We start from the raw sequence: 13,214 nt of genomic DNA on the forward strand, positions 1-13,214 counted from the left end.
TCACGGATGCTGGTGTTGATTGACCGGGTCGGCGACGGCCCGGACTCGCCAGAATGGCGCGCGCTAGCGTCCCGCCAGCGCGTCGACGATATTCAAGCTGCGCGCCCGCAGCGCCGGTGGCAGGCCGGTGATCAGCGCCAGCAGCACGGCCGCGATCAGCCCGCCGGCGACAACTTCGCCCGGCAGTCGGACCAAGCCGAGTACGTCTTTCAGCGCCGGGAACAACAGCGCCGCGATACCCAAACCCAGACAGGCCGACAGCACGCACAGCAGCACGGATTCGCCGAGCACCAGCGTCAGCACCCTGGCATCGGAGAAGCCTAGTGTCTTGAGCACGGCCAGCTCGGGGACGCGCTCGCGCACCGACTGCATCATCGTGCTGCCGGTTGCGAACAGCAGCGCGACGAACACGGCGATCAGAATCCGGGTGACGATGTAGTTGATGTCGCCGAGCTGCTTGAGAAAGCTCATCTGGAATTCCTTTTCCGACTGCGCCTTGGTCTCGTCGGTGGAATTGGCGAACAGCGCATCGATCGCCGCACCGACCTGAGCCGCCTGGTTGGCGTCCTTGATCCGCACGATGTACCAGCCGACGCGACCGCGTCCGAAGGCACGCGCTTCGTCGAAGTTTTCGTGCTGGAAGAAGAACTGGTTTTCCTGGCCGACATCGGTCGGCACCGTGTAGATGCCGACGATCTCGAAGTTCCAGTCGGAGCTGCCGTTGTCCTTGCGCGTCCAGATCGTCGAATGCAGTGGAATGCGATCGCCGATTTTCCACCCGTACTTGGTCGCCAGCGCCGCGCCGACCACGGCGCCGCCGCGATTGCGCTCGAACGCCTGCAGCTGATCCTCGGGCAGCTTGAACTCGGGGTACATGTCGAAGTGGCGGCGCGGCTCGACCGGGAACGAGAAGATGAAGTTCTTCGGGTCCTGGAAGTAAGCACCGAACCAGCTGTTGAAGCTGACCGCATCGACGCCGTCGACGGCCGCGATCTGCTGCATCTGCGAATACGGCAGCGACTCGGTAAACGAGATCTTGCTGACGACGACCAGACGATTGACGTTGGCCAAGTCGGCGGTGCGCTCGAAGGCCGCGTTGACGCCTTGCAGCATGCCGAACAGCAGAAAGGCCGCGACGATCGACAGCAGCGTGAAGATCGTCCGCGTCTTCTTGCGCCACAGCGACGCCCACAACAAGGGCAGGAATTTCATGGCGTACTCCGCGTCAGGCGGCCGTGGTTGAGGTGGCGGTCGTGCCGACCAGCTTGCCCTTGTCCAGATGCAGCTGGTGCGTGGCGAATTCGGCCGCCTTCGGGTCGTGCGTGACCATGACGATGGTCTTGCCGTGCTCGCGATTGAGCACCTGCAGCAGGTTGAGAATCTCGTCGGCCGTGCTGCGATCCAGGTCGCCGGTGGGTTCGTCGCAGACCAGCAGCGTCGGGTCGGCCACCAGAGCGCGCGCGATCGCGACGCGCTGCGCCTGGCCGCCCGACAGCTCGTTGGGCTTGTGCCGCGCACGTTCCGCCAACCCGACGACGGCCAGCGCTGCTTCGGCATTGCGCTTGCGCTGCGAGGCCGACAGCGAGGTCAGCAGCAGCGGCAACTCGACGTTGCGCTGCGCGGTCAGCATCGGCATCAGGTTGTAAAACTGGAATACGAAGCCGATGTGGCGCGCTCGCCACTTGGCGAGGCGAGAGCCCGACAGCGAGTCGATGCGTTCGCCGGCAACCGCCACCGAGCCGGTACTGGGCTGGTCGAGTCCGCCGATCAGGTTCAGCAGCGTGGTCTTGCCCGAGCCGGATGGCCCCATCAACGCGACGAAGTCACCTTGCGCGATCTCCAGATCGATACCGTGCAACACCTCGACGGTTTGCTTGCCGCGCGTGTAGCGCTTGGTGACGTTCTGCAGCGTAACGATGGCGTTCATGGGGCTTTCCTTTGCAACGCTCTTGAAAATGGAACGGAAAACTACGGTTTGACGATGACGGTTTGACCGTCGGCAAACGTGCTGCTGTCGCCGATGGCGACGCGCTCGCCGGCCGACAGGCCGGCCAGCACAGTCAGCGTTTCGCCTTGCGAGGGCCCCAGCTTGACCGCACGACGTTCGAGCTTGTCGTCGCGGACCACCCAGGCCACGCCGGTATCGCCACTCACTTGCACCGCACGCGCCGGCACGCGTACGCCGGCCGGCGCTGCAACGGCGCCGGCGCTCGGCGCGGCGCTGAGAAACGCGACGCGCGCGCCCATGTCCGGCAGCACGCGCGGGTCGCCCTTCTGCTTGAAGCCGACACGAACTTTGACGGTGGCCTTGGCGCGATCGGCGGTGGGGATAATCGCGATCACTTCGGCCGGGATTTCCCAGTCCGGATACGCATTGAGCTTGATCAATGCCGGCTGCGCGGGACTGACGCGGTTGATGAAGCTTTCGTTGACGTCGACTTCGACTTCCAGCGATTCCATGTCGACGATCGTGCCGATGCCGGTGCGAGTGAAGCCACCGCCGGCCGACAGCGGCGAGACGATTTCGCCGGTCTGCGCGGCCTTGACCGTGATCACGCCGGCAAACGGAGCGCGCACGACGGTGTCGTCGAGGTTCTTCTGCGAGACGTTGACGGTGCGCGACGCCACCTCGCTGTTGCGCTGGGCGGTGACCAGCTGCGCCTTGAGGTTGTCGAGCGTGGTCCGTGCGTTGTCGACATCGGCCTGGCTGACGAAATTGCGCGCCAGAAGCTGCTGGCGACGCTCGTAGTCCCGCTGGGCATTGTCGAGTTGCACGCGCACTTGCTGCTCGGATGCCCGTGCCAGCGCCAGCTGGGCTTGCGCCTGGTCAAAGCTGGCGCGGATGTTGGTGTCGTCGAGCCGGCCCACGATCTGACCTGCCGCAACGCGCTGCCCTTCTTCGATCAGCACCTCGATCACCTTGCCGGTGATTTCCGACGACACGGTGGCCATGCGCCGCGCAACGACGTAGCCCGAGGCGTCGAGCGTCGAGGCCGGCGCACCACTCGCGCCGCCGGCCGACTCGACCCGCGCCACCTGCACGGCGATGCCATCGGGCCGCATCAGCCACCAGGCCACGGCCGCGATCAGCGCTGCGACGATCAGGCCGATCACGATCCAGCGGCCGACGCCTACTTCGCCATCAGGCTCCGGGGCACGGTCGATCTTCAGCTGGTTCAGCAGTGCGGCTTTGTCGTTCATGGAAGGCGTGGAAACGCGGGCGGAACCGCGACCAGGCTAGCTTGGCAGCTTGGCGATCCACGTCAACCGGCGTTCGCTGTCGCGCGCACAGCCAAAAGGCCGGTCCTTGCGGACCGGCCTTTTGGAGCCGCGGCGCGCGATCGCCGTCGCGGCGGTCGCGTTGGCTTGACTAGCGCAGCGCTTGAGCGGCGAGCATCGACGACGGCGACGGACGTGCGCCGGTCGGCGCTGCAGCCCGAGCGGCCTTGCCGGCGGGCAGCGCCTCGACGTCATAGAAGCGCGCCAGATAGGTCGCCGGTGTACGGTCGGTGACGACTTCGTTCGGGCCTGCGATCTGGCGCTTCTCGATCCAGTAGTAGCGGCTGCCGGACAGCACGGCCGGGAAGATGCGGCGCTCGTCGAACGTGGCGCAGTTGGCGCTGCCGGGCTGGCACTGGAAGCTGCCGGTGTTGATGTCGATGCTGCGGCTCAGCAGCACGCTGTTGTCGCTGTCGATGGCCCACCGGAAGAACTGGTTGGGCGTGTTGCTGCTGTCGACGGTGACGAGGTTGCCGTTGTCGTCGATGAAGTCGTCTTCCTGTGAGCCACTGCCGTTGGCGTCGAAGCGCAGTCGGAAGCCCTTGGTATTCGGCGCCGGTGCCGTTTCGTTGCCGATGCCGAACTGGTAGTAGCGCGCCGGCAGGGTCTGCGCGGTGAACACCGGCGGCGGTGTCTCGATGCTGATCGAGGCGCCGGCGTCGATATAGCGCTGTTCGCCGACCGTCAGGTCATAGAACCCGTCAGACGCCACCGTGTCCACATCGCGCAGCAGCCGGTAGGTGCTGCGGACGCCGTTGTCGTAGTTGACGTTGATGCCACGCCCGTCGGTGGTCAGCGTCCACTGGAACGGCAGCCCGAACAGCACGGTGCGGCCGGAGCCGTCGGCATTGAACGTCGCCACGTCGGCTGCAAGGCTGCTGGTGCTGGCGTCGAACACCTGCAGGCTCTGCGTCGCGTCACGGACATCATCGAGTGTCAGCGTCTGGAAGTCGCTGGTCGTCAGCAGCGTCCGCGCCGCCGTTTCGGTGACGGTGCGATTGCTCAGTTCCGGGCAATCCAGATACGTGATCTGGAACGTCGTCGTCAGCGCCAGCGTGCGATCACTCAAGCGGTTGAGCGAAACGCCCTCGCTGACGAAGCGGGCCTGCACCTGCCGCTGCGTATTGCCGCAGCGCTCGACCGGGAAGCTGATCGACGACACCGGCTCGGCGTAGCGGATCGCGATCGTGTTGCCCTGAACCTGCCAGGTGGATGCGGCCTTGCCGTCGCCGTTGGTCACCGAGGCGCTGCCATCGACTGCAAACTCGAAGGCCATCACGCGGTTGGTGAAGTTGAATGTAAAGCCGATCTCGTCCGACAGCTGCGCCGCGAGCATCGCGGGCGGCGTCGAGCCTGCCGGAAGCGGCGGCGTCACCGCCGGGTCCGCCGCCACGGCGGTCGCGGTCTGCTGAAATACGGCCGGGTCCTGCGCCTGGGCGCTGGCGATGAACGCTTCGCGTGCCTCGGTGTTGAGCGCCAGCGTCAGCGTCGTCGCCTGGCCGGACGGCAGCGGGTAGCTCGACGGACTGTCGACCGCCAGCTTGATCGCGGTCGCCAAGTCCAGCACGTCGCCGCCGTTGATCCCGGTCGCCAGTTGGCTCTTCTGCGCGCTGCTGGTGATCGGCTGGCCGCCGTTGGCCTGCTGCAGCAGCACGGCTTCGGCGGTGCTGACGTTGGTCACCTGGGTAACGAAGCTTTCAGCGGCCGTCAGGACGCCGTCGCTGCCCGCTGCGGCGATCAGCGCCGACAGGTCGCCGGCCAGGCTGACCAGTTCCACGAAAGCCTGGGCGCCGACGCCGTCGGCGTTGAGGGTGACAAAGCTCGCACCGGCATCCCGCGGCACTTCGATCGGCAGCGAGTAGTTGCCCTGCGCATCGGCGGTCGCCGTGAAGCTGCGGCTGCCGACCGCTGCGGTGACCACTGCGTTGGCAATCGGCGAGTCGACGACTTGGCCTCTGAGTGTCACCTTCAGTGTGGGCACCGGAGGCGGCGGCGTGACCGGGTCGCTGCTGCCCCCACCACCGCCGCCGCCGCCACAAGCGGCCAGCGACAGAGTGGCGGCCAGCGCCGCAGGGCGCCAGGGCAGGGAGGTGCGAGCCCGTAACAGGCGGGACTCAGAGAGGGCTGGATGCATGACGGTCCTTAGAGTGAGGAGGCCCGAATCGGGACATTCCGGGTTGTAGTCCGCTGCGCTGGCCGAGTCCTCACGAAACCCTCACGAAGCCCGACGGAAACCTGAGGGGCTGTATCGGACCTGCCACATTCGGAGGGCTCACACTGTGACGTGGTTGGGTTATGGTCTGCAGTGGACGCGCTGCTTCTGCCGCCGCCCGAGGAGCCATGTGAACGACCGACCGACGCGGGGTGAGGCCCCCGCCCAGTTACCGCCGATGATCTGGCGGTTCGCACAAGCCGAATTCGACGAGCTGCGCTGGACGCTGCAGGTGGCCGGCCAAAAGACCGAGTTGGAACCCCGGCCGTTGGAAGTGCTGCGCCAGCTGCTGCGTTATGCCGGCGAAGTGGTCCGCAAAGACGAACTGGTCGAGGCCGTCTATGGCCACCAGCATGTCAGCGATGGGGCCTTGAACCAGGCCGTCAGCCGGCTGCGTGCCGCACTCGGCGACCGAGACCAGATGATCGTCGCGACGGTTCACCGCTTGGGCTATCGAATTGCGGTGCCGGTTGAAGCGCAGCCGGCGTTGGAGTCGCGCGCCCACGCCGCGCGCCTTCAGGCCGGCGCGACGATTCCGGGTCGCGACGATTGGGAGCTGGTTGAGGCGCTCGGCAGCAACCGCGATATCGAAGTCTGGCTGGCACGCCACCGACGGCTCGACGAACGTCGGGTATTCAAGTTCAGCGTCGACGGCGTGCGGCTGTCGTCGCTCAAGCGCGAAGTCACGCTGTATCGGATGCTGCGGGAGCAGTTGGGTGATCGGGACGATCGGGTTCGGCTGATCGACTGGAATTTCGACCGCGCGCCGTTTTTCATCGAAGCCGAGTTCGGCGGCCCGCGGCTCGACGACTGGGCGCAGTCACTCGGCGGACTTGCGACGCTGCCGCTGGATACGCGGCTCGAACTGCTGGCCGATATTGCCGACGCGATCGGAGCAGCGCACTCGGTCGGGGTACTCCACAAGGATCTCAAGCCGGCCAATGTGCTGGTTTTCCGCGATGGCGCGGGGCGCTGGCGTCCACGCTTGGCCGACTTCGGCAGCGGGCATCTGCTCGCGGTGGCGCAGGACGCCGCGCTGCAGCCGACGCTGACCGTGGCGGACCAGGGCGCCGCCGGCAGCACGACGCTGTATGTGGCGCCGGAGTTGCTAACGGGTCAGTCGCCGACCGCGCTGGCCGACATTTATGCACTCGGCGTGCTGCTGTATCAGCTGGTCGTCGGTGATTTGAGCAAGCCGCTGGCACCAGGCTGGGAGCAGGACGTCGACGATGCCTTGTTGCGCCAAGACATCGCACTGGCCGTCGACGGCAACCCGGAGCGTCGTCAGACCTCGGCCCGGGAGCTTGCGCTGCAGCTACGCCGCCTGCCGTGGCGCCGGCGCGAATATCAACGTCAGCTGCAGGCTGAACAGCAGGCTGACGAGGCGCGTCGTGCGGCGGAACGTGAACATGCGATGCGGCCTTGGCGCCGTGCGGCGCTGGCCGCGATCGGCATCGGCTTCGTCGGCGGGGCCGTGCTGTACGAACACGCGCTGCGTGCCGGCCGCGATGCACGCCAGCAGGCGCAGCTGGCGGAGTCCGTGACCGATTTCTTCAACACCGAGCTTCTTGCGGTGGCCTCCCCGTACGACCGGATCGGCGGTGCGCCGAATCCGACGATTCAGGAGGCGGTTGACCGGGCCGTGGCGCGAATTGGCGATCGCTTTTCCGACCAGCCGGCGACCGAAGCCGCGATCCGCGCCACCGTCGGTCAGATCTACGGTGAGATGACCCGTCTCCCGGCGGCCCTGGAGCAGGACCGTCTCGCGGTCGAGCTGTTTGAGCGCAGCTTGGGCGCGACGCATCCGCGCACGCTGCGCGCCCGCTACTGGTGGGCGCAGGACCTGACCGAAGCCACGCAGTTCGATGCGGCCGCCGAGCAACTGCGGCGCGCCGATGCCGACGCCGCGCGCGGTGATGTCGGCGAGGCGCGCACACAGCTCTCGAGGCACCGCGCGCATTGCTACCACGCGATCATCCGCTCGCAGTTTCAAGACGCGGTGCCGCATTGCGAAGCGACCGTCGAGCTGCAGCAGCAGGTCGACCCGCGCGACCATACGGCGCTGTTCAAATGGCGAGCCAATCTGGCGACGCTGTATTCACGGATGGGCCGCTTCACCGATGCCGATCCGCTGTTCGAGGCGGGCCTTGCCGCTCTGCGCAAACGCGGCGTCTCCGACAGCCTGACCGCCGCCCGATTCGGTAACTTGTACGGACTGAACCTGTTGGCGCAGCAGCGCTACGCCGACGCCGAAGCGGTGCTAGCACCGGCTTATGCGGTGATGAATCGCAACGCGCCCAATACGCTGTACACGTTCGAGACGCTGGGCTTGCTGGCGACGATCTACAACGCCACCGGCCGCTTTGATCAAGCCCTGACCGCGGCTCGCGACAGCTACCAGGGCTACCAGCGCACCGCGGGTGACACCAGCCACTTCACGGCGCAAGCGGCGGCATTGCTGGCCGTCTGCCGCTTCGATGCTGGTGAGTCGCAAGCTGGCTTGCAGCAACTCGACGAGGCGCGTGCACAGTTGGTGCAGTTGCTCGGGCCAGACCATCCGCAGACGCAATGGGCCATGTACCGGCGTGCCGAGCTGGGACGTCGCGCTGGCCTGCCACCGGCCGATCTGGATACGCTGCTGGCCTCGCTGTCGGCATCGGCGCTGCATCGCGCCGAGCCGCGTGACGATTGGCCAGAGCGGCTGGCCGCGTTGCGTGATTCCTCCGGGTGACGGACAGGCCCGGCAACAGGCAGACTTCTTGCCGGGCCCCTGTTTCGGAACATTATGCTGTCCTACCTCAGCAGCCTTCCTGCATTTCTGACGTATTGGGGCTTTGCCGTACTGGCGACGGTCGCTTTCGTCGGCATCTACTTGTGGATCACGCCGCAGACGGAGTTGAAGCTGATCGCGCAAGGCAATCGGAGCGCCGCGATCAGTCTGAGTGGCGTCATCCTCGGCTTGGTCCTGCCGGTCGCCAGCGCCGTTGCGCACAGCGTCAGCCTGGCCGATCTGGCGTCCTGGAGTGCCGTCGCCTTTGCCGTGCAGCTCGTTGCCTATGCCGTCATGCGGCTGATGTGGCGTGATCTGCGATCGCAGATCGAGAACGACAATGGCGCGGTGGCGCTGCTCGCGGCCGTCGTGTCCGTCGCGGCCGGCGTGCTCAACGCCGCTGCCATGACCTACTGAGCGCGTCGATGAAACGATCCGACGGCGTGACGCTGACGGTCGCCGGCGTGGCCTTGGTCACCGCGACCGTCTTGGCACCGAATTACCAAAGTCTTGAACGGAAGCGATACACCGACCGTCGCGACTGCGAATGCGACTACTCGGCCGCACAGTGTCAAAGCGCCGGTGGTACCGAGGTCGTGGGCCCCTGGTTTGCCAGCGATGAGACGATCCGCCGTCAGGATCCAGCGGATCCGGGCCCGGGCCATTGCGATCGCCATTGGCGATCCAGCTCGGGCTATTCGGGTGGTCGAGGCGAACACGGCTCGGTCACCACCGAGCCGGGCTATCGCAACGGATTCGGCGGCACCGCTCGGCGGGGCACGCCGCCTCGCAGCTGATGGAACGACTCGTCTGTCCGCCGCGCGACCACTGGGCCGCCCGGCTGGAAGCACAGGGCTTCGATTACCACACGTCCGACGGCGTGCCGTATTGGAGCGAAGGCGTCTGCTATCGATTCACCGAGGACGAAATCGATCAGCTGGAGGCCGCAACCGACGAGCTTCACGGCATGTGTCTGTCGATGGTCGCCGACACGGTGGCCTCGGGGGACTACCACGCGTTCTCGCTGGACGCCGATGCGGCAGCGCTGGTGGAACGCAGCTGGAAGCGCAGAGAGCCGGCTCTGATGGGTCGTATGGATCTCTGCTTCGACGGGCGCTCTGCGCCCAAGCTCTACGAGTACAACGCCGACACGCCCACGTCGCTGCTCGAAGCGGCTGCGATCCAATGGTTCTGGCTTCAGGACGTGTATCCGCAGGCCGACCAGTTCAACTCCATTCACGAGAAGCTGATCGCAGCCTGGCAACAGCGATGGCACGGCGACCTGCGGACCGTCCACTTTGCGAGTTTTTCCGCGAGTCGCGAAGACGAGGCGAACGTGGAATATCTGCGCACGACCTGCGCTCTGGCGGGGCACGCCACCATCGAGCTCGACATTCAGGACGTCGGATGGAAAGGTCGGCAGTTCCTCGATCTGCAAGACCAGCCCATCGACCAGCTGTTCAAGCTCTATCCCTGGGAATGGATGCTCGACGAGCCCTTTGGGCAACATATCGCGTCAGCGCCTACCGAGTGGATCGAACCGGCCTGGAAGCTGCTGCTGTCGACCAAGGCGCTGTTGCCGGCCTTGTGGAAGCGCCACCCGGGGCATCCGAACTTGCTGGCGGCATCGTTTGATGGACGACTGATCGACGGCCCGGTCGTCGCCAAGCCCCGACTGGGCCGAGAGGGCGCCGGCATCCAGGTGTTCCCAACGGCGCTCGACGCGTGGGCCGAACGGGCATCGACCGACATCGTGATCCAGCAGTATCAGCCGTTGCCGTCGTTCGAAGGCCACCGACCGGTGATCGGGTCGTGGGTCATCGGCAATCAGGCCGCCGGAATCGGGATTCGGGAGAGCCTGACCGACATTACCTCCAACACCAGTCGATTCGTGCCCCACTGGTTCTGATTGCCCCCGGCGATGCCGGTCTCTGACAGTCGAACACCCGTGGCGCGGGCGAAGGCGGATGGGGCCCGGCCGATGTCGGTACCAACGTATCGAAGGCCACCGGTGCGATGCCGCGCATCGCGCCGCGCTGCGCCGTCTAGTTGAAGTCTTCGTCCTGCTCGTCGCCGTCGTCGAGCGTCAGGCTGCGCGTGTCACCGACAAAGTCGAGGTCGTCGTCGCGGGCGGCGTCTTCGATGTCGCCGTTGCAGGTCAGTGCCAGCGTGTAGTCACCGGACGGCAGCAAGGGCAGCGTGTACGACCAATCGCCGCTGCTGCCGCTGCGGCTCACCGGCGCGGACGCCAGCGGCGCCGGCTCGGTGCCGTCGGCATCATTGGGCGTCACGTCGCGGCCGCGGAACGCGTAGATCGCCACGCCGACGCCTTCGTTGCGGTTCTGGCGGCAGCTGCTGGCGCTGATCAAGCTGCTGCGCACGCTGCCGCTGACCTGACCGGCGCGGCTGTCGCGCGCGGCGCGCAGCACCGGACGCAGCTCGCGTCGGTCGCCATTGGCCGCCAAGGACAGACGCAAGTCGAGCCGCGTCTGCACCACGTAGGTCCGGCCGTTGTCGTTGACCTTCAATGCCAGCGCAGCGAAGTCGGCATCGTCAGCGACGATGTCGAGCGGGCGCTGCGCGCCGTTGGCATCGACGACCAGGTTGTCGGTGTCGCTGCGGTCGCTGTCGCTGAAATCGACGCGAATGCCGTTGAACTCGCCTTCATCCAGGCCTTCGGCGCCGAGCAGCGAGAACGCGTTGCGGTCGAAGCGCATCAGATCGACGCGCAGCGGATCGTCGAAGGTGTAACGGTCCAAGCTGCCGTCGGTGCGGCGCAGCGTGACGCCCGCGATCTGCACGACCACCTGTTGCGTGGCGGCCACCGCGGGCCGGTCGGCGCTCAGCTCGACGCTGACGCGTCCGTCTTCACAGGCGCTCAGCGCAACGACGCTGGACAAGATCAGCAGGCAACGGCTCGGCAGATTCATCGGGCGGACTCCATGACCGGGCAGACCGGCGCAGCGTATCAGCTGCGATCGCGCGCCGAGGCAGCGTGCGCGTGCAGACCTTCGGCATCGGCGATACGACCGGCGATCGCTGCCAGCGGGCATGCGCCGTCGGCGGTGCAGTCGATCAGGCTGCTGCGCTTCTGAAACTCGTAGACGCCGAGCGGATTGGAGAAGCGCGCGGCGCGCGAGGTTGGCAGCACATGGTTGGGACCGGCGCAGTAGTCGCCGAACGATTCCGGAGCGTGACGGCCCAGGAACACGGCGCCGGCATGGCGGATCTGCTGCAGCAGCGCGCGCGGATCGGCCACCGACAGCTCCAGATGCTCGGGCGCGATGCGGTTGCTGATCTCGGCGGCCTGCGCCAGATCGCGGACCGCGATCAGCGCGCCGCGTCCGGCCAGCGAGGCGCGCACGATGGCCGCGCGCGGCAGTTCGGCAAGCCGCTGTTCCATTGCCTCGGCAACGCGCTCCAGATAGGCGATGTCGGGCGCGATCAGGATCGACTGCGCGTCTTCGTCGTGTTCGGCCTGGCTGAACAAGTCCATCGCGATCCAGCGCGGATCGGTCTGACCATCGCAGATGACGACGATCTCGGACGGCCCGGCGATCGAGTCGATGCCGACACGGCCGAACACGGCGCGCTTGGCGGCCGCAACGTAGGCGTTGCCGGGGCCGACGATCTTGTCCACCGGCGGAATCGTCGCCGTGCCCCAGGCCAGCGCCGCCACCGCCTGCGCGCCGCCGATCGTGAACACGCGATCGGCGCCGGCCAGATGTGCTGCGCCGAGCACGGCGTCATTGGGCTTGCTGTGGCCCTCGGCGTCGCTGGGCGTGGGCACGACCATGATCACTTCGGGCACGCCGGCGACCTTGGCCGGAATCACGTTCATCAGCACGCTCGACGGATATGCCGCCTTGCCGCCGGGCACATAGACACCGACGCGGTCCATCGGCGTCACGCGCTGGCCGAGGCGGTTGCCCAGCTCGTCGCTGAATTCCCAGTCGGCCAGCTTCTGATGCTCGGCATAGCGGCGGATGCGCGCCGCCGCCGCTTCGAGCGCCGCGCGCAAATCGGCCGGCAGCCGCTGCCATGCGGCGGCCAGCTCGGCTTTGGGAATCTCCAGCTCGGCTGCCTGGCTGACGCTGCGGCGGTCGAAGCGGTTGGTGTATTCGAGCAGCGCGGCGTCGCCGCGACGGCGGATGTCGGCGACGATCGCGTCGACGGTTTGCGTGACGCTGGCGTTTTGTTCGGGCGCGCGGTCCAGAAGCTGGTCGAGCTGGGCGTCGAAGCCGGCGGCGCTGGCGTCGAGCCGCAGAATCTCAAGCCGGCTCATGACGCCCGTACCCGCTTGGCATCCGCATCGCGGAAGGCGTCGATCAGGTGCTGGATCGCAGCATGTTTCATTTTCATCGAGGCCTTGTTGACCACCAGGCGTGAGCTGATGTCGCAGATTTTTTCGACTTCGACCAGGCCATTGGCGCGCAGCGTATTGCCGGTGGCGACCAGATCGACGATCTGGTCGGCCAAGCCTACGAGCGGCGCCAGTTCCATCGAGCCGTACAGCTTGATGATCTCGACCTGCTCGCCGCGTGCCGCGTAGAAGCGCCGCGCGATCTCGGGATACTTGGTGGCGATCCGCAGCCGGCGGTTACGCGGGGCGACATAGCCTTTGACGGCGGCCACCGACATCCGGCATTGCGCGATGCCGATATCGAGCGGCTCGTACAGGTCACTGCCGCCGTGCTCCATCAACACGTCTTTGCCGACGATGCCCAGGTCGGCGGCGCCATGCTCGACATAGGTCGGCACGTCGGCCGGGCGGATCATCACCAGGGAGACGTCGGCGCGGGTCGACGGCACGCGCAGCAGCCGGTCGATGTCGCCGGCCGGCGCGATGCCGACGTGTTCGAGCAGCGGCAGGCTTTCGTCGAGGATGCGTCCCTTGGACAGGGCGAGGGTGAGGCCGGTCATCGTAGGCATCGGTGAAGCGAGGGGCCGCGA

Annotated in this window: 11 protein-coding genes; 4 read left to right on the forward strand and 7 right to left on the reverse strand. The window is 66.7% G+C overall.

Annotation, left to right across the window (positions count from 1 at the left end; genetic code table 11):
- Nucleotides 1–63: 63 nt before the first annotated feature.
- From BUB09_RS14080 to BUB09_RS14095, 4 genes are all read right to left on the reverse strand, one after another.
- A complete protein-coding gene (locus BUB09_RS14080) occupies nucleotides 64–1,212 on the reverse strand; it encodes an ABC transporter permease (RefSeq protein ID WP_072898521.1) in 1,149 nt (382 codons plus the stop codon).
- Between the two features lie 13 nt (nucleotides 1,213–1,225).
- Nucleotides 1,226–1,927, reverse strand: a complete 702-nt coding sequence (locus BUB09_RS14085) for an ABC transporter ATP-binding protein (RefSeq protein WP_072898523.1) — start codon at nucleotides 1,925–1,927, stop codon at nucleotides 1,226–1,228.
- 41 nt (nucleotides 1,928–1,968) lie between these two features.
- Complete coding sequence (locus BUB09_RS14090; protein WP_072898525.1) at nucleotides 1,969–3,201, reverse strand: efflux RND transporter periplasmic adaptor subunit; 1,233 nt, start codon at nucleotides 3,199–3,201, stop codon at nucleotides 1,969–1,971.
- 169 nt (nucleotides 3,202–3,370) lie between these two features.
- Entirely contained in the window at nucleotides 3,371–5,413 is a 2,043-nt protein-coding gene (locus BUB09_RS14095) for a carboxypeptidase-like regulatory domain-containing protein (RefSeq protein ID WP_139250299.1), read from the reverse strand.
- A 256-nt stretch (nucleotides 5,414–5,669) separates the two neighbouring features.
- Here BUB09_RS14095 and BUB09_RS14100 point away from each other — a divergent pair, with 256 nt between their 5' ends.
- From BUB09_RS14100 to BUB09_RS14115, 4 genes are read left to right on the forward strand one after another with little or no spacing between them, the layout of a single operon-like run.
- Nucleotides 5,670–8,222, forward strand: coding sequence for a tetratricopeptide repeat protein (locus tag BUB09_RS14100; protein ID WP_072898530.1), 2,553 nt, complete (start codon nucleotides 5,670–5,672; stop codon nucleotides 8,220–8,222).
- Between the two features lie 54 nt (nucleotides 8,223–8,276).
- Complete coding sequence (locus tag BUB09_RS14105) at nucleotides 8,277–8,678, forward strand: DUF350 domain-containing protein (protein ID WP_072898532.1); 402 nt, start codon at nucleotides 8,277–8,279, stop codon at nucleotides 8,676–8,678.
- An 8-nt stretch (nucleotides 8,679–8,686) separates the two neighbouring features.
- A complete protein-coding gene (locus BUB09_RS14110; protein ID WP_072898535.1) occupies nucleotides 8,687–9,058 on the forward strand; it encodes a hypothetical protein in 372 nt (123 codons plus the stop codon).
- Entirely contained in the window at nucleotides 9,058–10,170 is a 1,113-nt protein-coding gene (locus BUB09_RS14115; protein ID WP_072898537.1) for a glutathionylspermidine synthase family protein, read from the forward strand. The genes BUB09_RS14110 and BUB09_RS14115 overlap by 1 nt, the downstream gene beginning before the upstream one ends.
- Nucleotides 10,171–10,306: 136 nt before the next feature.
- Here the strand turns inward: BUB09_RS14115 and BUB09_RS14120 are convergent, their stop codons facing one another.
- From BUB09_RS14120 to hisG, 3 genes are read right to left on the reverse strand one after another with little or no spacing between them, the layout of a single operon-like run.
- Nucleotides 10,307–11,191, reverse strand: a complete 885-nt coding sequence (locus tag BUB09_RS14120) for a DUF4382 domain-containing protein (protein WP_072898551.1) — start codon at nucleotides 11,189–11,191, stop codon at nucleotides 10,307–10,309.
- Between the two features lie 38 nt (nucleotides 11,192–11,229).
- Nucleotides 11,230–12,546 carry a histidinol dehydrogenase gene (gene hisD / locus BUB09_RS14125; RefSeq protein WP_072898553.1) on the reverse strand — a complete coding sequence of 439 codons (1,317 nt, stop codon included), beginning with the start codon at nucleotides 12,544–12,546 and terminating at the stop codon, nucleotides 11,230–11,232.
- Nucleotides 12,543–13,184, reverse strand: coding sequence for an ATP phosphoribosyltransferase (gene hisG / locus BUB09_RS14130; RefSeq protein ID WP_072898554.1), 642 nt, complete (start codon nucleotides 13,182–13,184; stop codon nucleotides 12,543–12,545). The genes hisD and hisG overlap by 4 nt, the downstream gene beginning before the upstream one ends.
- Nucleotides 13,185–13,214 lie beyond the last annotated feature (30 nt).

Source organism: Hydrocarboniphaga daqingensis (genome assembly GCF_900129825.1).
Lineage (GTDB): Bacteria > Pseudomonadota > Gammaproteobacteria > Nevskiales > Nevskiaceae > Hydrocarboniphaga > Hydrocarboniphaga daqingensis.

Coding starts and splice junctions, on each gene's coding strand:
- BUB09_RS14120 (WP_072898551.1), bottom strand. CDS start 11,191: ATGAATCTGCCGAGCCGTTGCCTGCTGATCTTGTCCAGCGTCGTTGCG.
- BUB09_RS14100 (WP_072898530.1), top strand. CDS start 5,670: ATGATCTGGCGGTTCGCACAAGCCGAATTCGACGAGCTGCGCTGGACG.
- hisD (WP_072898553.1), bottom strand. CDS start 12,546: ATGAGCCGGCTTGAGATTCTGCGGCTCGACGCCAGCGCCGCCGGCTTC.
- BUB09_RS14095 (WP_139250299.1), bottom strand. CDS start 5,413: ATGCATCCAGCCCTCTCTGAGTCCCGCCTGTTACGGGCTCGCACCTCC.
- hisG (WP_072898554.1), bottom strand. CDS start 13,184: ATGACCGGCCTCACCCTCGCCCTGTCCAAGGGACGCATCCTCGACGAA.
- BUB09_RS14115 (WP_072898537.1), top strand. CDS start 9,058: ATGGAACGACTCGTCTGTCCGCCGCGCGACCACTGGGCCGCCCGGCTG.
- BUB09_RS14080 (WP_072898521.1), bottom strand. CDS start 1,212: ATGAAATTCCTGCCCTTGTTGTGGGCGTCGCTGTGGCGCAAGAAGACG.
- BUB09_RS14090 (WP_072898525.1), bottom strand. CDS start 3,201: ATGAACGACAAAGCCGCACTGCTGAACCAGCTGAAGATCGACCGTGCC.
- BUB09_RS14110 (WP_072898535.1), top strand. CDS start 8,687: ATGAAACGATCCGACGGCGTGACGCTGACGGTCGCCGGCGTGGCCTTG.
- BUB09_RS14105 (WP_072898532.1), top strand. CDS start 8,277: ATGCTGTCCTACCTCAGCAGCCTTCCTGCATTTCTGACGTATTGGGGC.
- BUB09_RS14085 (WP_072898523.1), bottom strand. CDS start 1,927: ATGAACGCCATCGTTACGCTGCAGAACGTCACCAAGCGCTACACGCGC.